The organism is Lentzea chajnantorensis (assembly GCF_054300775.1).
In genome coordinates this window covers 6,905,310-6,926,136 of record NZ_JBSDZT010000002.1, presented here as the reverse complement: position 1 = coordinate 6,926,136, position 20,827 = coordinate 6,905,310, and the positions used below count along the sequence as shown (strand labels likewise).

General features: G+C 71.1%; 21 protein-coding genes. 15 read left to right on the top strand and 6 right to left on the bottom strand.

The genetic code is table 11. The features are described from left to right. Nucleotides 1-57 precede the first annotated feature (57 nt). The 5 genes from ACVDFE_RS33160 to prcA all read left to right on the top strand — a co-directional run bounded on the left by ACVDFE_RS33160 (nucleotide 58) and on the right by prcA (nucleotide 6,003). The gene (locus ACVDFE_RS33160; RefSeq protein WP_458433288.1) at nucleotides 58-2,463 is read left to right on the top strand and encodes an FtsX-like permease family protein; all 2,406 of its coding nucleotides are present in this window, start codon (nucleotides 58-60) and stop codon (nucleotides 2,461-2,463) included. A 73-nt stretch (nucleotides 2,464-2,536) separates the two neighbouring features. After that, nucleotides 2,537-4,030 (top strand): depupylase/deamidase Dop, encoded by a 1,494-nt coding sequence (dop, locus tag ACVDFE_RS33155; RefSeq protein WP_360387317.1) that lies wholly within the window; start codon nucleotides 2,537-2,539, stop codon nucleotides 4,028-4,030. A 79-nt stretch (nucleotides 4,031-4,109) separates the two neighbouring features. Further along, entirely contained in the window at nucleotides 4,110-4,304 is a 195-nt protein-coding gene (locus ACVDFE_RS33150) for a ubiquitin-like protein Pup (RefSeq protein WP_360387319.1), read from the top strand. Between the two features lie 48 nt (nucleotides 4,305-4,352). Next, nucleotides 4,353-5,201 carry a proteasome subunit beta gene (gene prcB / locus ACVDFE_RS33145; protein WP_360387321.1) on the top strand — a complete coding sequence of 283 codons (849 nt, stop codon included), beginning with the start codon at nucleotides 4,353-4,355 and terminating at the stop codon, nucleotides 5,199-5,201. A 34-nt stretch (nucleotides 5,202-5,235) separates the two neighbouring features. Further along, nucleotides 5,236-6,003, top strand: coding sequence for a proteasome subunit alpha (gene prcA / locus ACVDFE_RS33140; RefSeq protein ID WP_360387324.1), 768 nt, complete (start codon nucleotides 5,236-5,238; stop codon nucleotides 6,001-6,003). Between the two features lie 229 nt (nucleotides 6,004-6,232). Here prcA and ACVDFE_RS33135 read toward each other — a convergent pair whose 3' ends face one another. Both ACVDFE_RS33135 and ACVDFE_RS33130 read right to left on the bottom strand, forming a co-directional pair. Further along, a complete protein-coding gene (locus ACVDFE_RS33135) occupies nucleotides 6,233-6,391 on the bottom strand; it encodes a hypothetical protein (RefSeq protein ID WP_458433287.1) in 159 nt (52 codons plus the stop codon). Further along, nucleotides 6,388-6,933 carry a PadR family transcriptional regulator gene (locus tag ACVDFE_RS33130; RefSeq protein WP_458433286.1) on the bottom strand — a complete coding sequence of 182 codons (546 nt, stop codon included), beginning with the start codon at nucleotides 6,931-6,933 and terminating at the stop codon, nucleotides 6,388-6,390. The genes ACVDFE_RS33135 and ACVDFE_RS33130 overlap by 4 nt, the downstream gene beginning before the upstream one ends. A gap of 137 nt (nucleotides 6,934-7,070) precedes the next feature. Between ACVDFE_RS33130 and ACVDFE_RS33125 the strand changes: the two genes are divergently transcribed. Beyond that, on the top strand, nucleotides 7,071-7,613 hold the full coding sequence (locus ACVDFE_RS33125) for a GNAT family N-acetyltransferase (RefSeq protein ID WP_458433285.1): 543 nt from the start codon (nucleotides 7,071-7,073) through the stop codon (nucleotides 7,611-7,613). A 56-nt stretch (nucleotides 7,614-7,669) separates the two neighbouring features. Here the strand turns inward: ACVDFE_RS33125 and ACVDFE_RS33120 are convergent, their stop codons facing one another. Genes ACVDFE_RS33120 through ACVDFE_RS33105 form a run of 4 tightly spaced genes read right to left on the bottom strand, consistent with a single transcriptional unit; the run spans nucleotide 7,670 to nucleotide 12,866 of the window. Next, nucleotides 7,670-9,190 (bottom strand): glycerol-3-phosphate dehydrogenase/oxidase, encoded by a 1,521-nt coding sequence (locus ACVDFE_RS33120; protein ID WP_360387334.1) that lies wholly within the window; start codon nucleotides 9,188-9,190, stop codon nucleotides 7,670-7,672. Beyond that, on the bottom strand, nucleotides 9,183-10,652 hold the full coding sequence (glpK, locus tag ACVDFE_RS33115) for a glycerol kinase GlpK (RefSeq protein ID WP_458433284.1): 1,470 nt from the start codon (nucleotides 10,650-10,652) through the stop codon (nucleotides 9,183-9,185). Before glpK ends, ACVDFE_RS33120 begins: the two co-directional genes overlap by 8 nt. A 53-nt stretch (nucleotides 10,653-10,705) precedes the next feature. Next, complete coding sequence (locus ACVDFE_RS33110; RefSeq protein ID WP_360387339.1) at nucleotides 10,706-11,461, bottom strand: IclR family transcriptional regulator; 756 nt, start codon at nucleotides 11,459-11,461, stop codon at nucleotides 10,706-10,708. Nucleotides 11,462-11,501: 40 nt separating this feature from the next. After that, nucleotides 11,502-12,866, bottom strand: coding sequence for a bifunctional phosphatase PAP2/diacylglycerol kinase family protein (locus ACVDFE_RS33105; protein WP_360388359.1), 1,365 nt, complete (start codon nucleotides 12,864-12,866; stop codon nucleotides 11,502-11,504). 116 nt (nucleotides 12,867-12,982) lie between these two features. Between ACVDFE_RS33105 and pafA the strand changes: the two genes are divergently transcribed. From pafA to ACVDFE_RS33060, 9 genes are all read left to right on the top strand, one after another. Beyond that, nucleotides 12,983-14,341 (top strand): Pup--protein ligase, encoded by a 1,359-nt coding sequence (gene pafA / locus ACVDFE_RS33100; RefSeq protein WP_089955448.1) that lies wholly within the window; start codon nucleotides 12,983-12,985, stop codon nucleotides 14,339-14,341. A gap of 32 nt (nucleotides 14,342-14,373) precedes the next feature. Then, nucleotides 14,374-15,378 (top strand): oxidoreductase, encoded by a 1,005-nt coding sequence (locus tag ACVDFE_RS33095; protein WP_458433283.1) that lies wholly within the window; start codon nucleotides 14,374-14,376, stop codon nucleotides 15,376-15,378. Nucleotides 15,379-15,413: 35 nt separating this feature from the next. After that, the gene (locus ACVDFE_RS33090; RefSeq protein WP_458433282.1) at nucleotides 15,414-16,259 is read left to right on the top strand and encodes an alpha/beta fold hydrolase; all 846 of its coding nucleotides are present in this window, start codon (nucleotides 15,414-15,416) and stop codon (nucleotides 16,257-16,259) included. Between the two features lie 90 nt (nucleotides 16,260-16,349). Further along, nucleotides 16,350-17,315 carry a helix-turn-helix transcriptional regulator gene (locus tag ACVDFE_RS33085; protein WP_360387347.1) on the top strand — a complete coding sequence of 322 codons (966 nt, stop codon included), beginning with the start codon at nucleotides 16,350-16,352 and terminating at the stop codon, nucleotides 17,313-17,315. After that, nucleotides 17,312-18,283, top strand: a complete 972-nt coding sequence (locus tag ACVDFE_RS33080) for a helix-turn-helix transcriptional regulator (RefSeq protein ID WP_360387349.1) — start codon at nucleotides 17,312-17,314, stop codon at nucleotides 18,281-18,283. The genes ACVDFE_RS33085 and ACVDFE_RS33080 overlap by 4 nt, the downstream gene beginning before the upstream one ends. Nucleotides 18,284-18,301: 18 nt before the next feature. Continuing rightward, nucleotides 18,302-18,574: a bacteriophage holin gene (locus ACVDFE_RS33075; protein WP_360387352.1), complete on the top strand. Its 273-nt coding sequence runs from the start codon at nucleotides 18,302-18,304 to the stop codon at nucleotides 18,572-18,574. Continuing rightward, on the top strand, nucleotides 18,567-18,893 hold the full coding sequence (tatA, locus tag ACVDFE_RS33070; RefSeq protein ID WP_360387355.1) for a Sec-independent protein translocase subunit TatA: 327 nt from the start codon (nucleotides 18,567-18,569) through the stop codon (nucleotides 18,891-18,893). Before ACVDFE_RS33075 ends, tatA begins: the two co-directional genes overlap by 8 nt. A gap of 114 nt (nucleotides 18,894-19,007) precedes the next feature. Next, nucleotides 19,008-19,931, top strand: a complete 924-nt coding sequence (gene tatC / locus ACVDFE_RS33065; RefSeq protein ID WP_360388362.1) for a twin-arginine translocase subunit TatC — start codon at nucleotides 19,008-19,010, stop codon at nucleotides 19,929-19,931. Next, nucleotides 19,928-20,788, top strand: coding sequence for a diacylglycerol/lipid kinase family protein (locus tag ACVDFE_RS33060; protein ID WP_458433281.1), 861 nt, complete (start codon nucleotides 19,928-19,930; stop codon nucleotides 20,786-20,788). Before tatC ends, ACVDFE_RS33060 begins: the two co-directional genes overlap by 4 nt. Nucleotides 20,789-20,827 lie beyond the last annotated feature (39 nt).

The window sequence follows — 20,827 nt, the reverse complement described above, 5'->3', positions numbered from 1 at the left end:
CCGCTGATCGGCCCCCTTCCTACCTTCGTGACCGTCAGACGTCACCGAGGAGGATCCGTGTCCACTTCCCTGCGGCTCGGCGTCGCCGAGTTCCGCGCCCGGCCGGGCCGCGCGCTGCTGCCCGGAGTCGCGCTCGTCGTCGGCGTGGCCTGCCTGCTGGCCGCCCTGGTGCTGAGCGACGCGCTCACCAGGTCGGTCGACGAGGGGGCACCCGGCACACCGTCCTCGGTCGGGCACGTGGTCGAGGTCAGGCAGCAGCCCTACGACGCCACCCCGGTCGCCGAGGCGGACCGCCCGAAGCTCGACGACGCCCTGCTGACCAAGCTCTCCGCCGTCGGCAGGGCGGTCCCCGTGCAGGTGGCGCAGGCCGACCTGCTGGACGCGAACGGCCGCGCCGGGCAGCACCGCGCCGAGGTGCACGTCCAGCAACCGGACCTGGTGCGCTGGCCGCTGGCGGAGGGGAGGCAGCCCGCCGCCGGCGGCGAGGTCGCCGTCGACAAGATCACCGCCTACGAGCGCGGTCTGAAGCCCGGTGACGAGGTCTCGCTGGCCGCCGCCGACGGCACACCGCTGCAGGTCACCGTCAGCGGTGTCCTGAAGAAGGGCGGGATCGACGCGCGGCCCGTCCTGGTCGCCGGTCCCGACCTCGCGCGCGAGCTCGACCCGCAGCCGTTGACCAAGCAGGTGTGGGTCATCGGCGGGGCGCGCGACGCGGTCAAGACCGCCGCCGGAGCCTCCTACGCCGTGTGGGACCCGGAACCCGACGCCGACAAGATCGGCAACGACCTGACGTTCATCCTGCTGCCGTTCAGCGTCCTGGCCCTCGCGACGGCCGTGTTCGTCGCCGCCGCCACGTTCCGCGCGGTCTACGCGCAACGCCAGCGGCAGACGGCGTTGCTGCGGTGCATCGGCGCCCAGCGCGGGCCACTGGTGCGCAGGAGCCTGGTCGAGGCGCTGCTGACGGGTGCGGTGGCCGGCATCGGCGGTGCGCTGCTGGGCGGGCCGATGGCGTGGGTGCTCGCGCGGACGTTCGACGTCACCGGCATCTCCGTGCTGTTCGGCGCGGTCGAGCTCAGCCCGGAGCTGCTGCCGTCGCTCGGGTACGTGGTCCTCGGGGTCGTCGTCGCCGCCGTGCTCTCGGTCGCCGCCGCCGTCCGCCCCGCGATCAACGCCGCCCGCGTGTCGCCCCTCGCCGCGTTGCGCGACGCCGACAACGAGATGCCGACACGGTCCGTGCGCCGGCTTCGGCTCGTGTTCGGTCTTCTGTTCACCGGTGGTGCCGCGTTCCTCGCGCTGGCGGCCATCGCGGCCAAGGGCACGGCCGCGGCGCCCCTCGCCGTCACGTTCTCCGCGATCGCCGCGGTGACGGGCCTGTTCTGGATCCTCGGGCCGGTCACGGTGCCGTTCATCGCGCGGCTGTTCGGCAAGGCCGGCGGTGCGCGGTGGACGCAGTGGAAGCTCGCCGGGGCCGAGGTGCGCAGGATGCCGCAGCGGTCGGCGTCGGTGGCGCTGCCGTTGCTGCTGGCCAGTTCGATGGTGACGTTCTTCCTGGTCCTGCTGGGCACCGCGCAGGAGATGACCTACTCGTTCGCCAACGAGGAACGGCCGGACGCCACCGTGGTCGACGCGGGGGAGCGGCCGCTGCCGGCGATCCCCGCGCAGGACGGCGTGGCCGCCGACGTCGTGCTGCACAAGGCCGAGAACGGGTCCGGCGCCGACCCGGAGGAGTTCAAGGCGTGGCTGAAGGCGCAGAACGTGCCCGGTGCCGAGCGGTTCACCGCGGGCACCGCGATCGTGCCGCCGCACTGGGAGGACCGGCCGTTCGTCGAGTCCGGCGGCAAGCGCTACGAGGTGGTCGGGACCGTTCCCGGCACGCTCACCGGGTACACGCCCGTCCTCGGCGGCCTGACCTCGGGACCGGCGGAGAAGGTGCTGGTCGCGCTGCGGCCGGGCACCGACCCCGCGCAGTTCCGGGCGGGTCTGCAGGCCGCGCTGCCGGACCACCCGACCGTCATCGTGCAGACCGACGCCGACGAGCGCGCGGAGGCCGACCGGTACATGCACCTCGGCACGGTGCTGATGATGGTGCTGCTCGGGCTGTCCGTGGCGGTCGCCGTGACGGGCATCGGCACCGCGCTCACGATCTCCGTCCAGGAGCGCCGCAAGGAGCTCGCACTGCGGCGCGCCTTGGGCGTCACTCGCGGCGGACTGCAGGGCGGGGTGATCGCCGAAGCGGTCATGCTGGCCCTCGTCGGGGTCGTCGGAGGGGGCGTGCTCGGGTTCGGGTACGCGGTGATCGCGATCCTGGCCATCGGGGTTCCCCTCGTCCTGCCGACCGCGTCCGTGGTGTTGCCGCTGGTCATCGGCGCGCTGGCGGTCGTCGTGCTCGCCGTCGTGGCCGCGTTCGGACCGTCCAGGGGCGCTTCGCGGATCCGGCCTGCCGCCGGATTGGCGTCCGGGTGAATAGGCTGGGGGGAGCTTCAACGCGAAGCTCCCCTCACGCTGTTGTCGGGGATCAGGTCATAAGGTGTTGCGCATGCGGCGGATCATGGGAACCGAGGTCGAGTACGGCATCGCGGTGCCGGGAGACGCGACCGCGAACCCGGTGCTCACTTCGACACAGGTGGTGCTCGCGTACGCGGCGGCGGCGGACATACCGCGGTCCAGGCGCGCGCGCTGGGACTACGAGGTGGAGTCGCCGCTGCGCGACGCCCGCGGGTTCGACCTGGGCTCGCCGGGCGGCCACCCGGCCGACTCCGACGTCGAGGACCTGGGCGCGGCGAACGTCATCCTCACCAACGGTGCGCGGCTCTACGTGGACCACGCGCACCCCGAGTACTCCGCGCCCGAGGTCACCAACGCGCGCGACGCGGTGATCTGGGACAAGGCGGGGGAGCGGGTGATGGAGGAGGCCGCGATCAAGGCCGCCTCCGTGCCCGGTCAGCCCCGCCTGCAGCTGTACAAGAACAACGTCGACGGCAAGGGCGCGTCGTACGGCACGCACGAGAACTACCTGATGCAGCGCTCGACGCCGTTCACGGCCGTCATCGCGGGCCTCACGCCGTTCTTCGTGTCGCGCCAGGTCGTGACCGGGTCCGGGCGCGTCGGCATCGGTGCCGCCGGCGAGGAGGCCGGCTACCAGCTCTCCCAGCGCGCCGACTACATCGAGGTCGAGGTCGGCCTGGAGACCACGCTCAAGCGCGGCATCATCAACACCCGCGACGAGCCGCACGCCGACGCGGACAAGTACCGGCGCCTGCACGTCATCATCGGCGACGCGAACCTCGCCGAGTACTCCACGTACCTCAAGTGCGGCACCACCTCGCTGGTGCTCGACATGATCGAGGCCGGGCAGCGGTTCGACGACCTGCGCCTGGTCGACCCGGTGCGCGCGGTGCACCAGATCAGCCACGACCCGACGCTCAAGACGAAGGTCGAGCTGACCGGCGGCCGCAAGGTCACCGGCCTGGACCTGCAGTTCGCCTACCTCGAGCGCGCGACGGCGTTCGTCGAGAAGGAGGGCACCGGCGACCGCGACGTCCTGCGGATCTGGGGCGAGGTCCTCAACGACCTGGCCAAGGACCCGTCGCTGTGCGCGGACCGGCTCGACTGGGTGGCCAAGCTGCGGCTGCTCGAGGGCTACCGGCAGCGCGACGGCCTCGCCTGGGGCTCCGCGCGGCTGAACCTCGTCGACCTGCAGTACTCGGACGTGCGCCTGGACAAGGGCCTCTACAACCGCCTGGTCGCGCGCGGCTCGATGAAGCGCCTGGTCAGCGAGGAGGAGGTGCGCGCGGCCATCACGACGCCGCCGGAGGACACGCGTGCGTACTTCCGCGGCCGGTGCCTGGAGCGCTACCCGACCTCGGTCGCGGCCGCGTCGTGGGACTCGGTGATCTTCGACCTCGGTCGCGAATCACTCGTGCGGATTCCGACGCTCGAACCGCTGCGCGGGACGAAAGCGCACGTCGGAGCCCTCCTGGAGGCCTCGGACACCGCCGAGCAGCTGGTCGATGCACTGACCCGCGGGTGATCGTCTACCCGAGTGGCTGAGAGTTTTTGTCGGTGCCGCTGGGTAGTGTTCTTGTCAGGCGAGTCAGTGGGAGGCCGAGATGTCCCAGGAACAGAAGCAGCGCCAGGGCGGTGGCGACGGCGACGACGGCGCCGGTGACGCCGCAGGAGCCGGCCAGGAGCGTCGCGAGAAGCTCGGCGAGGACGTGGACGCGATCCTCGACGAGATCGACGACGTGCTGGAGGAGAACGCGGAGGACTTCGTCCGCGCATACGTGCAGAAGGGCGGTCAGTAGGCCGTCGCGGCCTGTTGACCACCTCGGGGACGGGAGAACAACCAACACATGGACCACAGCTCGACCGGGCGTTACCCGGCCGCGGCGCTGCCTTCGGCGTACCTGACGCCGGGCTCGTCGTCGTTCACGGACTTCCTGCGGGCGCAGGCACCGGACATGCTGCCTTCCGCCAGGAAGCTCCCGGAGGGGACCGTCCAGGCCCCGCACGGGACGACGATCGTCGCCGTCACCTACAAGGGTGGCGTCGTGATCGCCGGTGACCGGCGCGCGACGATGGGCAACGTGATCGCCCAGCGCGACATGAAGAAGGTCTTCGTCACCGACGACCACTCCGCCGTCGGCATCGCCGGCACGGCGGGCATCGCGATCGAGATCGTGCGGCTGTACACGGTCGAGCTGCGGCACTACGAGAAGATCGAAGGCGTTCCGCTGTCGCTCGACGGCAAGGCGAACCGCCTCTCGGCGATGATCAGGGGCAACCTCGACGCGGCCATGGCCGGCCTCGCCGTGGTGCCCCTGTTCGCCGGGTACGACACCTCGTCGACCGACCTCGACCGCGCGGGCCGGATCGTGTCCTACGACGTCACCGGCGGCCGCTACGAGGAGTCGCAGGGCTACCAGGCGGTCGGTTCCGGCTCGCTGTTCGCGAAGTCGTCGCTGAAGAAGCTCTACGACCCGGATGCGGACGTCGACGGCGCTGTCCGCGTGGTCATCGAGGCGCTCTACGACGCGGCCGACGACGACTCGGCCACCGGCGGCCCCGACCCGGTCCGCCGCCTCTACCCGGTCGTGGTCACGATCAACGGTGTCGACGGTGCCGTCGAGGTACCGGAGTCGCAGGTCCAGACGATCGCCGACGCGGTCGTCGAAGGCCGCCGGTCCCGCCCAGCAGGCTGAGTCCCCATCAGGTTCGACGTCAGGAGCACCACCCATGACGATGCCGCTGTACGCATCGGCAGAGCAGGTGATGCGCGACCGCTCCGAGTACGCCCGCAAGGGCATCGCCAGGGGTCGCAGCGTCATCGTGCTGAAGTACGCGGACGGCATTCTGTTCGTCGCGGAGAACCCCTCCAGCACGCTGCACAAGGTCTCGGAGATCTACGACCGCATCGGTTTCGCGGCCGTCGGGCGGTACAGCGAGTTCGAGAACCTCCGCCAGGCGGGCATCCGGTTCGCTGACGTGCGCGGGTACCAGAACGACCCGCGGGACGTGACTTCCCGGTCCCTCGCGAACGTCTACGCGACGACCCTCGGCACCTACTTCACCGAGCAGATCAAGCCCTTCGAGGTGGAGATCTGCGTGGCGGAGGTCGGCGACTCCGCCGACTCCGACACGCTGTACCGGTTGACCTACGACGGTTCGATCGTGGACGAGCCGCAGTACATCGTGATGGGCGGCACGGTCGACGCCGCCAACACGGCGCTGAAGGAGTCGTTCGCCGACGGCCTGACCCTGGCCGAAGCCGTTCCCGTGGCGGTGAAGGCCCTGTCGGCGGGCTCCTCGTCCACCGGCAACGGCGCCGCCGAGGTCCTCCCCGCGGCCAAGCTGGAGGTGGCGGTGCTGGAACGCGCCCGCCCCCGCCGCGCCTTCCGCCGCATCGCGGGCCCGGCCCTGGACCAGCTGATGCCGGCGCCGACCAAGGACGGCAAGGACGTGACGGACGTGGAGCTGCCCTCGTCGGACGACGAGCCGAAGTAGCCCCGCGGTTCGCTTGGTGTGGAAGGCCTCTGGCGGGTGACGCCGGGGGCCTTCTCGCTGTGTGGCGGGGTGTGCGGGCGCGGTTGACGGTGGCGGTGGTGCCTGCTGGCGGCGCAGTGGCGATGGCGCCCAGATCGGGGTGCGTGCGTTGCTCGTCGCGGTGCTACCGGGGGTTGGAGCCGAGCGTTGCGTCGCCGACACCCTCGTTGTCAGGCGGTCGAAGCCTCGCTCAGCTCCACCAGCAACCCGGCCAACCCGAGCCGGAGGGCCCCGTCACGGCGACCAGCTCGCCGGGCCCGACGGTGAGCGACACGCCCTGGAGCGCGTTCACGGCCGCCTCGCCGCTGCCGTGGACGCGGTGGACGTCACGCAGTTCGAGGACGTTCATCGCGGCACCTCGACGTCCGCCGGCTCGGCCACGGGCCGGGGCCGGTAGCGGAGCAGGCTCGCCTCGCAGTGGTCGAGCCAGCGCAGCTCCGCCTCGGCCTGGAAGATCATCGCGTCGAGCACCAGCAGCCACGGCAGCTCGCCCGGCCCCGTCTTGAGCCGCGTGTACTCCTGCAGCGTGCGCGTGGTCGCGGTGCGCTGGGTCGTGACGACCGCGGCCACGTCGACGCCGGGCGTGGTGATCGCGAGCGCGAGCTTGATCGCCATCTCGTCGCGCGGCCGGTCACCCCGCCGCACCGGCGTGCCGAACCACCGCCGCACCTCGTCGCGGCCCTGCGCGGTGAGCTCGTACGGCCGCTGGCCGTCGTTCTCCGGCAGCGCGGCGACCAGGTCGTCGCGTTCCAGGCGGGACAGCGTCGTGTAGACCTGCCCGATGTTCAGGGGCCACGTGCCACCGGTGGTGGAGTCGAACGCCGCCCGGAGCTGGTAGCCGTACATGGGCCCGCGTTCGAGCAACGCCAGCAGACCGTGTTTCACCGACATGCGTACCGAGTGTGCATACCGGGTATGTCCCTGGCAAACGGTGACCTCGAAACTCACGTGCGCGCGGGTCGCGCATCCGGAATCCTGGGGTGGTGAGGTTGCTGGGGGCGCCTATCAAGCCCGCGACTAAGCCAGGTGTGCGCGTTCGGGACTACGAGCCCGCCGATGAGGCGTCGTGGTTGCGCTGCCGTGTGCTGGGGCTGCTGGACACGAGCTACTACGACGATGTGTGGCCGGCGCGCAGACGTGCCGACCTGGAGCTCGTCGTGTGCTCCGACAACGTCGTCATCGGCGCGCTGGACGTGTCGGTGCAGGGCGCGGAGGCGACGATCGACCTGGTCGTGGTGCACCCGGACCACCGGGGCTGCGGGATCGCGACCGCGCTGCTCGACGAGGCGGTGCGCCGGCTGGTGCGCTGCGGTGCCACCGAGGTGGACGCGTGGACGCGGTCGGACGAACCCGCGCTGAGGTGGTTCGCGCGCAACGGTTTCACCGAGACGAGCCGGTACCTGCACGTGCACGCGTCGGCGGACGAGGTCGGCACGGTGGTGACCGCGCGGCACGGCCTGGTGCCGGCCGGGGCGTTCCTGCACGCCCGGATCGAACGGGAGGCCGAGCTGCGGCAGCGGTTCGAGCGCGTCCACGTCTGCCGCAGAGTGGTGCGCGCGCTCAAGCCGTGATGCCGGCGCGTTCCACCCGGCACTCGAACGGCCGGGTGGAACGCGACGCGGCGACTTCAGGAGGCGAGCAGCTCCGACACCCGCGTGCGGACCTCCGGCGAGTCGAGCCCGCGGACCATCACGGTGGTGCGGCGGCGCAGCACGTCGTCGACCTCGGTGGCCCACTCGGTGCGGCGGGCGTGCTCGACCTGGGCCCAGATGTCCGGGCCGTCCGGGTGCACGCGCTCCAGCAGGGCCGGGTTCTCCAGGCCGAGCGCGACGACCTCGTGCGACGTCGTGCCGTAGTGCGTGGCGAGGTGGCGGACCACGTCGTCGGGCAGTGCGTCGAACGCGTGGTTCAGCACCGAGCCGACGGTCTCCGGTGATGCCGAACCGGGCAGCGCCACGCCGTCCAGCGGGCCGTCGAAGGTGCGGCCCAGCTCGGAGTTCACGCGGGCCAGGACCGTCGCGCCGATCTTGCGGAACGTCGTCCACTTGCCGCCGGCCACGCTGATCATGCCGCCGGACCCCGCGGTGATCACGGTCTCGCGCTTGGCGTGCGAGGTGTCGCCCGGACCGCCGGGCAGGACCCGCAGGCCTGCGAACGTGTACGCGATCCGCGAGCGGTCGAGGCCCGTGACCGCGGTGCCCGCCTCGCCGAGGATCTGGTCGACGTCGGCGTCGGTGCACGCGACCGCCGCCGGGTCGCCCTCGTAGGCCTCGTCGGTCGTGCCGAGCAGGAGGTGGCCCTCCCACGGGATCGCGAACGACACGCGCACGTCGTCGACCGGGATCGTCAGCGCGGCCTTCCACTCCGACGTCTGCCTCAGCACCAGGTGCGAGCCCTTGGACAGGCGGATCGACGGGTCGGCGGAGGGGTCCTCCATGCGCCGAAGCACGTCGAGCCACGGGCCGGTCGCGTTCACGACGACCTTCGCGTCCACCCCGAACTCACCGAGCGGGTCGCGCAGGTCCACACCGGTGACCTTCGCGCCGGTCTTGCGCAGGCCCACGACCGAGATGTGGTTGAGCAGCACGGCACCGGCCTCGGCGGCGGCGCGCGCGGCGGTGATCGCCACGCGGCTGTCGTTCATCTGGTGGTCGTAGTACATCGCCGCGCCGCGCAGACCGTCGGCGCGCAGGTCAGGCACCCACTCAGCTGCCCTGCGCGCCGACAGCACCTTCCCCATGCCGTCGCCGAAGCCCGACAGCGCGGAGTACAGCGTGACGCCCGCACCCAGCACGAACCGGCTGTGCGGGCCGCCCTTGTAGACGGGGACGAGGAACGGCAGCGGGCGCACCAGGTGCGGGGCGAGGTGGTCGCCCAGCGCACGTCGTTCCCTGTGGTTCTCGTGCACCATCGGCACGGCCGACGGGCCCATCGCGAGGTAGCGCAGGCCGCCGTGCACGAGCTTGGAGGAAGCCGACGAGGTGGCGCCGGCGAAGTCGCCGCTCTCCACCAGGGCGACGCGCAGGCCGGAGCGGGCCGCGGCCCACGTCGTGGCGATGCCCAGGATGCCGCCGCCGATCACGACGACGTCGAACTTGCCGTGCTGCAGCTCTTCGCGGGCGCGTGCCCGCTGTGTTGAGTCAGTCATCGTCCTCGTCCATCCACCCGACGGTCCGCTCGACCGCCTTCTTCCACTTCCGGTAGCCGCGGTCCCGCGCCGCCGGTTCCATCGACGGCTCCCATTCGGCCGCCTTGTGCCAGTTGGCCCTCAGCTCGTCGGTGCTGTTCCAGTAGCCGACGGCCAGACCGGCTGCGTACGCCGCGCCCAGGCACGTCGTCTCCGCGACGATCGGGCGCACCACCGGCACGTCGAGCACGTCCGAGAGGAACTGCATGAGCAGGTTGTTCGCCGTCATGCCGCCGTCGACCCGCAACGTCGTGAGGTCCACGCCGGAGTCGGCGTTCATCGCGTCCACGACCTCGCGGGTCTGCCACGCCGAGGCTTCGAGCACGGCGCGTGCGAGGTGCCCGCGCGAGATGTAGCCCGTCAGCCCGGCGATGACACCGCGCGCGTCGGAACGCCAGTGCGGCGCGAACAGCCCGGAGAACGCGGGCACGAAGTACGCGCCGCCGTTGTCGTCCACCGTGCGCGCCAGCGTCTCGATCTCCGCCGCCGACGAGATCAGCCCGACCTTGTCGCGGAACCACTGCACCAGCGCGCCGGTCACCGCGACCGCGCCCTCCAGCGCGTACACGGCCGGTTCGGCGCCGATCTTGTAGCCGACCGTGGTCAGCAGGCCGTTCTGGCTGCGCACCGGCTCGTCGCCGGTGTTGAGCAGCAGGAACGCGCCCGTGCCGTACGTGCACTTGCCCTCGCCGGGCGCGAAGCAGGTCTGGCCGAACAACGCCGCCTGCTGGTCGCCGAGCGCGGACGCGACGGGCACGCCCTCGTAGGTGCCGTAGACCTCGGAGGAGGACCGGATCTCCGGGAGCATCGCGCGCGGGACGTCCATCGCGGCGACGAGCTCCGGGTCCCAGTCGAGGGTCTCCAGGTTCATCAGCATGGTGCGCGACGCGTTCGTCACGTCGGTGACGTGGCGGCCGGTCAGGTTCCAGATCAGCCAGGTGTCCATGGTGCCGAACAGGACCTCGCCCCGCTCGGCCCTCCCGCGCAGGCCGTCGACGTTGTCGAGCAGCCAGCGCAGCTTCGGCCCGGAGAAGTAGGTGGCCGGCGGCAGACCGGAGCGCTCGCGGAACCGGTCGTGATCGCCGAGGCGCTTGACCAGCGCGTCCGTGCGGGTGTCCTGCCAGACGACGGCGTTGTGCACGGGCTCACCGGTCGCCCTGTCCCAGACGACCGTGGTCTCGCGCTGGTTCGTGATGCCGAAGGCGACGATGTCGGAGTGCGTGAGGGAGGCCTGCGCGAGGGCGTCGCGGACGACGGCCTGCACGTTCGCCCAGATCTCGGCCGCGTCGTGCTCCACCCAGCCCGGCCTGGGGAAGATCTGCCGGTGCTCGCGCTGGGCGACCGACACGATCCCGCCGGACTGGTCGAACACGATGCACCGGGACGACGTCGTGCCCTGGTCGATCGCCGCGATGTGAGCCACGTTGCACACTCCTCTGTGTGAACCATTCGACATTGTCGAACGCTTCCACAGTACTACCAGGAGAGGCCACCCAGCTCCCTGGACACGCTGCGAGCTGCCTCACGTACGTAGGACACGAGCTCCAGGCGGGGTGGCTGGTCAGGTGACTCGCACAGCCGCTCCACCGGTCCCGACACGCCGATCGCGCCGACGACCACCCCGCGCCGGTCGCGGATCGGTGCCGCCACCGACGCCTCGCCCTCGACCAGTTCGTGCAGGTCGTAGGCCCAGTCGCGGTCGCGGACCAGCTCCAGGGCCGCGGACAGCGCCTCCTCGTCCAGCGTGTGCCGGGTGAACCGCTGCAGCTCGCCCTCCGGCCGCTCGCCGAAGGCCACCAGCGCCTTGCCCAGCGCCGTCGCGTGCCACGGCAGCAACGCACCGGTGTCGAGCGCCTGCCGGCTGTTGTCCGGGCGGAACACGTGGTGCACGACCAGCACGTGCCTGCCGTGCGGCACGCCGATGCGCACCGCCTCACGCGCTCGCATCGCCAGCGTGTCCGACCAGTTCAGCGCCTTGGCGCGCAGCTCGTTGCCGTCGAGGTAGGAGGTGCCGATCTGGAACAGCGCGGCCCCCAGGCGGTACTTGCCGCCCTCGACCTCCTGCTCGACGAACCCGACCTCGTGCAACGTCCGCAGGATGCCGTGCACCGTCGGTTTCGCGAGGTCCAGCGCGCGCGAGATCTCGGCGACGCTCAGCTGGTGCGCGCCGCCGTGGGCGAGCAGCTTGAGGACCTCCGCCGCGCGCTGGATGGACTGGATGGGTCCGGGCACGCACCCCACTCTACCTGCGGGCGTTCGACAATGTCGAACATCAGGGGCGGTAGATGCCCAGTGCGGCCGGACGTGAGCGGAACTCGAAGTGGTTGGCCCGCTCGCGCACCTCGCCGTCCGTCGCGATCGAGATGGGCGCGCCGTGCACCTCGACGGTCAACGACGCCACCTCGAAGTGCTTGTACACGCGCGAGTGCTCCAACGCCCCGAGCAGGGCGCCCAGGAAGAACCTGGTCCGCGAGTACTTCCGGTCCGCGCGGACGTAGCGGACGTCGAGCAGCCCGTCGTCCAGCCGCGGGCGCATCGTGGGCGCGAAGCCCTTCGGCCGGTACGGGCCGTTGCCCACGAACAGCAGCCAGACGAGGTGGTCCTCGCCGTTGATGGTGATGTCGAGCGGCTTGGCCCGTTGCAGCACGCGGAACAGCGCCATGCCCGCCGCGGGCCACTTGCCCCAGCGCCTCTCCGTCTTCTCGCGGATCCGCACCATGTCCGGGTAGCCACCCAGCGAGGCCGTGTTCACGAACCACTGGCCGTTGACCTGCGCCAGGTCGACCCGCACGCCCACGCCGTCGGCCACCGCCTGCGCCGTGTCGTGCAGCCCGGTGATGCCCACGTCGCGGGCGAAGTGGTTGAGCGTGCCGGAGGGGATGAGCACCATCGGCAGGTCGCGCTCGGCGGCGACCGCGGCCACGGCGGCCACCGTCCCGTCGCCCCCGGCCACGCCCAGCGCCTTGGCGTCCGGCAGGTCGTCGAGCTCCTCGACCGCCACGATCCGCGCCTTCGGCCACTCCTCCGTGATCTGCGGCGTCGGGTCGGGGCCGACCCCCGAGTGCGGGTTGACCACGACGACCAGCCCGTCGCCCTCCTGCAACGACGTCAGGTCGGCGTGCTCGTAGGCCGACGCGGGCTCGTTCATCCCGAGCGGCCACCAGCGGCGCGTCAGGTACGCGGCCCCCACGCCGACCGCCGCACCGGCCACGACGTCGGTCGGCCAATGCACGCCGGTGTGGACGCGTGAATAGGCCACGGCCGCCGCGATCGGAGCCACCACCGCGCCTGCTTTGGGCGATTCCAGGGCCACCGCGGTGGCGAAAGCGGCCGCCGACGCGGAGTGTCCGGAAGGAAAGGACGACGACGTCGGCCGTTTGGCCAGGCGGCGTTCGAACGAGATCAGGTCAGCGGCGGGTCTGCGACGCGGAAAAAGTGACTTCCCGACCAAGTTCGCGCTGGCAGAGGCGCCGGCGATGGCCGCGAGACCGCGCAACGCGCCACGCCGGAGCGGCCCTTTGCCCGTGGCCAGGATCCCCGCGACGACGAACCACAGCAGGCTGTGGTTCGCGGCTTTGGAAAGCCTCTTCAAACCCCTGTCGAGCCTGCTCGGAGGCAGTCCGGCCGAGGAGCTCATGAGCTTCTTGTCGAGAGCGCTGACCCGTTTCCACACGCTGTTGACACTAAACCGCAACCGGCGTGCCGCCCGAACGGATCACCCACCTCCGCCTGCGCGTCGCCTACTGTTGAGGGATGCAGCGGCGGATCTTCGGCATTGAGACAGAGTTCGGGGTGACCTGCACCTTCCACGGGCAGCGTCGACTGTCCCCGGACGAGGTCGCGCGGTACTTGTTCCGCCGGGTCGTGTCCTGGGGGCGTTCGTCCAACGTCTTCCTGCGCAACGGCTCCCGGCTCTACCTCGACGTCGGCTCGCACCCCGAGTACGCCACGGCCGAGTGCGACGACCTGGCCCAGCTCGTCACGCACGACAAGGCGGGGGAGCGGATCCTCGAGGACCTGCTCGTCGACGCCGAGCGCAGGCTCGCCGACGAGGGCATCGGCGGCGACATCTTCCTGTTCAAGAACAACACCGACTCGGCGGGCAACTCCTACGGCTGCCACGAGAACTACCTGGTCGCACGGGCCGGCGAGTTCTCCCGCATCGCGGACGTGCTGCTGCCGTTCCTGGTCACCCGCCAGCTGATCTGCGGCGCCGGCAAGGTCCTGCAGACCCCGCGCGGCGCCGTGTACTGCCTCTCGCAGCGCGCCGAGCACATCTGGGAGGGCGTGTCGTCCGCGACCACGCGGTCCCGCCCGATCATCAACACCCGCGACGAGCCGCACGCCGACGCCGAGCGCTACCGGCGCCTGCACGTCATCGTCGGCGACTCGAACATGTCCGAGGTCACCACGCTGCTCAAGGTCGGCAGCGCCAACCTGGTGCTGGAGATGATCGAGCAGGGCGTCCAGTTCCGCGACTTCTCCCTGGACAACCCGATCCGCGCCATCCGCGAGATCTCCCACGACCTGACCGGCCGCCGCACCGTCCGCCTGGCCGGCGGCAAGGAGGCCTCCGCGCTCGACATCCAGCGCGAGTACTACGAGAAGGCCGTCGAGCACGTCGCCAAGCGCTCTCCCGACCCGATGGCGCAGCGCGTCCTCGAACTGTGGGGCCGCACCCTCGACGCCGTCGAGTCGCAGGACCTCTCCAAGATCGACCGCGAGATCGACTGGGCCATCAAGAACCGCCTGATGGAGCGGTACATGGCCAAGCACGACATGGACCTGTCCAACCCCCGCATCGCCCAGCTCGACCTCGCCTACCACGACATCCGGCGCGGCCGCGGCGTCTTCGACCTGCTCCAGCGCAAGGGCCAGGTCGAACGCGTGACCGACGACGGCGAGATCGAGGCCGCGAAGGACACCCCGCCGCAGACCACCCGCGCGAAGCTGCGCGGCGACTTCATCGCCGCGGCGCAGGCCGCCGGACGTGACTTCACCGTGGACTGGGTGCACCTGAAGCTGAACGACCAGGCGCAGCGGACCGTGCTGTGCAAGGACCCGTTCCGCGCGGTGGACGAGCGGGTGGAAAGGCTCATCTCGTCGCTTTAGCAGCGTTGTGAGAACTGGCAGAGTGCCGTCGCATGAGGATCATCGCGGCGGCACTCGCTGCTTTTCTGCTCCTGCCCGGGGTCGCGGCAGCGGCCCCGGACCCCTACTGGGAGCTGACCCCCACCGGCACCGACGCGCGGCTGCGCGGCCTGTCCGCCGTGAACGGCCAGGTCGCGTGGGTCAGCGGGTCGAAGGGCACCGTCCTGCGCACCACGAACGGCGGGCGGACGTGGGAGTCCGTCGCGCCGCCGGGCACCGCCGCGCTGGACTTCCGCGACATCGAGTCCTTCGACGCGCGCACCGCGGTGGCGTTGTCGATCGGTGAAGGGGAGACGTCGCGGATCTACCGCACGAGCGACGGCGGCAAGACGTGGCAGGAGGAGTTCCGCAACACCGACCCCAAGGCGTTCTACGACTGCATGGCGTTCTTCGACCGGTTCCGCGGGCTGGCGTTGAGCGACCCGGTGGACGGGAAGTTCCGGGTCCTCAGGACGTGGGACGGCGGCCGGTCGTGGCACGTCAACGACCCCAAGGGCATGCCGGACGCATTGCCGGGCGAGTTCGCGTTCGCCGCGTCCGGGCAGTGCGTGACGACGGCGGGCAACCACGCCTGGATCGCCACCGGCGGCGGTGCGCAGGCACGGGTGCTGGAGTCGCGCGACGGCGGCAGGTCGTGGCGAGCGGATGAGGTGCCGCTGCCGGCGGGGGAGGCGGCCGGGGTGTTCGCGGTGGCGTTCAAGACGCCGTGGCGGGGCGTGGCGATCGGCGGCGACTACCTCAAGCCGACGGATCCGACGCCGGCGTTCGCCACCAACGACGGACGCGGCTGGAAGGCCGGGACGACGGCTCCGGTCGGGTACCGGTCCGGGATCGCCTACCGGGGCAACGGGCTCGTCGCGGTCGGTCCGTCGGGGACGGACGTGTCCGGGGACGGGAAGAGCTGGCGGGTGGCCGACGCGGGCAGCTTCGACACGGTCGACTGCGTCGGCGGGGCCTGCTGGGCCGCGGGGGAGAAGGGACGGGTGGGGCGGAACTAGTTTCCGCTTGCGGTGCGGTGGGGTAACCAGGGCGCGTGTTCGAGGGATTCTCGTTGCGCCGCATCGATGTCGGCGAGGCAGTGCTGCGGGTGAGGACCGGTGGTGCAGGGCCGCCGGTCCTCCTGCTGCACGGCCACCCTCGCACGCACACGACGTGGCACCGGGTCGCGCCGCAGCTCGCGGCCGACCACACCGTGGTGTGCCCGGACCTGCGCGGCTACGGCGAGTCCAGCAAGCCCGGCGACTACTCGAAGCGGGCGATGGCCCGCGACTTCGTGCGGCTCATGCGCGAACTCGGCCACGAGCGGTTCGCCGTCGTCGGGCACGACCGGGGTGCGGCCGCGGCCATCCGGCTCGCGCTCGACCACCCCGAACGGGTCACGCGGCTCGCGGTGCTCGACGGGCTGCCGGTCGGGGCGCACCTGGCGCGGTGCGACGCGCGGTTCGCGCAGGCCTGGTACCACTGGTTCTTCCTCGCGCAGCAGGACATCGCGGCCGCGATGATCAGCCAGGACCCCGGCCTCTGGTACGGCGGGCGGTACCGGGACACGCCCGCGGCCATGGGGGTCGAGAACTGGGCGGACTACCAGCGCGCGATCAACGACCGCGACACCGTGCACGCCATGTGCGGCGACTACCGAGCCGGGCTGGAGGTCGACCGCGCGCACGACGACGAGGACCTCGCCAACGGGCGCAAGATCGCGTGCCCGGTGCTCGCGCTGTGGTCGACCAAGGACGACCTGGGCGACCTCTACGACGACCTGCCGGGCATCTGGAGCGAATGGGCCGACGACGTCCGTGTGCGGCCCATCGACTCCGGGCACCACGTGGCCGAGGAAGCGCCGGACGAGCTCGTAAGAGAGTTGCGCACACTGCTGTGACGTGCGGGTCAACGCGCGCAGTGCGCTGAACGGACCGTTCACGACAGGTGGTGATTAGGTTTCAGCACGCGCGAGGTTAGGGTTACTGCCGTGGCCATCGCACGCGCCGAACGCCTTGTCAACCTGGTGCTGTGCCTGCTGTCGACCCGCCAGTACCTGACAGCGGAGCGCATCCGCGCCATCGTCCCCGGCTATCACGAAGCGCCGACGGACGAGGCGTTCTTCCGCATGTTCGAACGCGACAAGTCCGAGCTGCGGGACCTGGGCGTGCCGCTGGAGGTGGGCCGCCAGTCGAACGTCGAGGGCGCGGAGGACGGCTACCGGATCGCGCGCCGCGACTACGAGCTCGGCGACATCGACCTCGAACCCGACGAGGCCGCCGCCGTCGCGCTGGCCGCACGGCTGTGGGACTCACCGCAGCTCACGGGTGCAGTGCACGGTGCGCTGATCAAGCTGCGCGCGGCCGGTGTGGACGTCGACCAGGACGCGCCCGCGGCCGTCGAGCCCAAGGTCAGGGCCAACGAGCCCGCGTTCCCGCCGCTGCTGCAGGCGGTGCAGGCTGGGCAGGCCGTCGCGTTCGACTACCGCAAGCCACCGCCGGGCGGGCAGAAGGAGCGCACGGTCGAACCGTGGGGCGTGGTCGCGTGGCGCGGCAAGTGGTACCTCGTCGGCTGGGACCGCGAACGCCGCGACACCCGCTGCTTCCGCCTGTCACGGGTGGTCGGGCAGGTCAGGACCGTCGGCAGGCCCGGCGCGTTCACCGTGCCGGAGGGCACCGACCTGATGAGCCTCATCGCCCGCACCCAGGCCGACCCGCACGAGACGGCGCCGGCCAGGATCTGGGTCGCGAAGGGCAGGGCGCAGGGCGTGCGCAGGCACGCGAAGGTCGTGGAGCACCGCGACGGCGGCGACGTCGTCGAGATCGACCTGAAGTTCCCCGACTCGGCGGCCAAGTGGCTGGCCGGGTTCGGGCCCGACGTCGTCGTGCTGGAACCCGAGGTGCTCGCCAAGAGCGTCCGCGACCGGCTGCAGGGTGCACTGGAGGGAGCGCGGTGACCGCGTCCAACGAACGGCTGCCGCGGCTGCTCGCACTCGTGCCGTACCTGCTCAACCGGCCGGCGATCACCGTCAAGGAGGCCGCCGCCGACTTCGGGATCACCCCGAAGCAGCTGCGCAAGGACCTCGAGCTGCTGTGGATGTGCGGGCTGCCCGGCTACGGCCCCGGCGACCTCATCGACCTCAGCTTCGAGGGCGAGACGATCACCGTCAGCTTCGACGCGGGCATGAACCGGCCGCTGCGGCTCACCGCGGCGGAGGCGTCGTCGCTGCTCGTGGCGCTGCGGGCGCTCGCGGACACCCCGGGCGTCGTCGACACCGACGCCGTGCAGCGGGCGCTGGCCAAGATCGAGTCGGCGGTCGGCAAGGCCCAGCCCGCGGGCATGGTCGTGGGGCTCGCGGCGTTCGAGCGCGAGGAGACCGCCGAGATCCGCGCGGCCGTGCAGGACGCCGTGAAGCGCGAACGGGCCGTGCGCATCCGTTACTACTCGCAGTCGCACGACGCGATGAGCGACCGTGTGGTCGATCCGATGCGCCTGTTGCTGCTGGAAGGCCGCGGCTACCTCGAAGCGTGGTGCCGGTCCGCGCTCGGCGTGCGGTTGTTCCGGCTCGACCGCATCGACGGGGTCGAGGTCCTGGACGAGGCGAGCGTACCACCGCCGCACGCCAAGCACACCGACACATCGGAGGGGTTGTTCCAGCCGAGGGACAACCAGAAGATCGCGGTCCTCCTGCTCGAACCGGACGCGCACTGGGTGGCGGAGTACTACCCGGTGGACCACGCGGCGGAGATCTCCGACGGCCGCACGCGTGTCCTCATGCGCTACGACGACCCGTCGTGGATGGTTCGCCTGCTCCTCGGGCTGGGCGGTGACGTGCACGTCGAACAGCCGCCGGAGCTCGCGGCCGAGGTGGTCCGGCGGGCAGAGGAGGCATTGCGCCGGGCAGATCACCTGCTGTCCACCTGAGCCGTATAACGTGGGGTCGTGCCGTACACACCGACCCTGGCGCTGCTCGTCCTCGGCCTGATCGTGCTCGTCGTGATCGGCAGGCTGGTCCTCCGATCCTTGCGTCGATTCGCCAGTGCCCGCACTCTGGTGGGGGACAGGGTCGGCGACGGAGTGGGCCTGCTCAAGGCGCGATCAGCAGCGCTGAAGGTGGCCCTCGCCGAGCGGCGGCGCACGGAACAGGTCCCCACCAGGGACGACCCCGCGTACGATCGTCGTGGCGGGGGAGACAGGAGGATCACCAATGGGTAACCTCGGACCCACCGAGCTGATCATCATCGCAGTGGTGATCATTCTGCTGTTCGGTGCGAAGAAGCTTCCCGACATGGCCCGTTCGCTCGGCAAGTCGGCCAAGATCTTCAAGGCGGAGACCAAGGGCCTGCGCGACCAGGACGCGGACGACACGCCGGTCCAGCAGCAGCCCGTGGTGCAGCAGCCCGTCCAGCAGCTGCCGCCGGCCCAGCCGCAGGTGCAGCAGCCCGTTCAGCCCGTTCAGCCCGTCGTGCAGCAGCCGCAGGTGGCGCCCCCGATCGAGCAGACCGCGCAGAACAAGGCCAACAACATCAACTGACCTCCCCCGGTCTCCGACTTCGTAAGGACGGTCACCGAGGTGGCAAGTCCGTTCCGGTGGTTCGCGGAGCGCCGGGAACGCGCCAAGCGCCGTCGAGCCAACGCCGACGGCACCATGTCGCTCAAGGATCACCTGTACGAGCTGAGGCACCGGCTCGGCCTGGCGATGCTGATCATCGCGATCGGTGCCATCTTCGGCTGGATCTGGTTCGACGTGCGGCTGGGGCCGGTCCCGTCGCTGGGCGAGATCATGACCGGCCCCTACTGCCAGCCCGACCTCGAGCCCTACCGGGTCAAGTTCCCCGGCGAGGAGGGCTGCAAGCTGCTGCAGACCGAGCCGTTCGAGGTCTTCATGATCCGGCTCAAGGTCGGTGCGGCGGCGGGTGCGGTGCTGCTCAGCCCGTTCTGGCTCTACCAGTTCTGGGCGTTCATCACGCCCGGCCTGTACGCGAAGGAGCGCAACTTCGCGCGCACCTTCGTCTCGTTCGCCGCCGTGCTGTTCGCGGCGGGCGCGGTGCTCGCGTACTGGGTCGTGCCGCAGGGCCTGCAGGTGCTGATCAGCTTCGGTGGCGACAACTTCATCACCGCGCTGACCGGTGAGAAGTACATCTCGTTCATCATCACGATGCTCTTCATCTTCGGCGTCAGCTTCGAGCTGCCGCTCGTGGTCGTGATGCTGAACCGGGCGGGCGTGATCACCTACGAGGCGCTCTCGAAGTGGCGGCGCGGCCTGCTCATGGGCCTGTTCGTGTTCGCCGCGATCGCGACGCCGGGCACCGACCCGATCTCGATGATCGCGCTGGCGATCGCGTTGTCGCTGCTGTTCGAGATGGCCATCCAGATCGCCAGGATCCACGACCGGCGCGCCGCCAGGCTGCGCGCGGCCGACGGCTGGGACGCGCTGGACGACAACGAGGCGGCGCCGTTCCACTACACGCCGTCCGACGCCGACGGCAACGACGCCGACGACAAGGGCGCCGGGCAGAAGGCGGTCGCTTCGGAACCCGCGAAGCGCGTGAACTACGACGACGCCACGTGACGCGGGCGGCCCTGCTGGTCTGCCCCGCGTCGGGCAAGGGGCGGGCGGCCCGGATCGCCGGGTCTACCGCCGCCGCGTTGCGGCCGCACGTCTCCGAGCTGCGCCAGCTCGTCGCCCACGACGCCGGGGGCACGCTCGCGCTGGCGCGCCAAGCCGTCGCCGACGGCGTCGACCTGCTGGTCGTGCTGGGCGGTGACGGTGCCGCCCACCTGGGCATCCAGGCGTGCGCGGGCACGTCCACGGCACTGGGGATCGTCCCGGCGGGCACCGGCAACGACCTGGCCAACGCCATCGGGTCCCGGTCGGTCGAGGACGTCGTCCACGGCACGAAGAAGACCCTCGACCTCGGTCGGCTGTCCACCGGCCAGTGGTTCGCCACGGTCCTGTGCGCGGGCTTCGACTCCGCGGTGAACGAGCGGGCGAACGTGATGCGCTGGCCCGCCGGCCCGCGCCGCTACGACCTCGCCGTGCTGGCCGAGCTCGCGTCACTGCGGTCGGCTCCGCTGCTGGTCACGACCGAGTCCGAGACGTTCTCGCTGGACGCGACGCTGGTCGCGGTGGGCAACACGCCGAACTACGGCGGCGGCATCCCGGTGTGCCCCGACGCCGACGCCGCCGACGGCTTGTTCGACGTGACCGTCGTGGAACGCGCGAGCCGCTCGATGCTGGTGCGGATGCTGCCCACGTTGCGCACGGGCCGGCACACCGACCATCCGGCGGTGCGCACGTTCCGCGCCCGTGAGGTCTCGTTGGCCGGGGGCAACGGCTGGGTCGCGTACGCCGACGGCGAGCGTCAAGAGGCGTTGCCCATCTCCGTTCGGACGGTTCCTGACGCGCTCACCGTCGTGGGTCGCTAACTTATAGGGCTGTTCGGTCCGCTTTGATCTTTTCGGTAG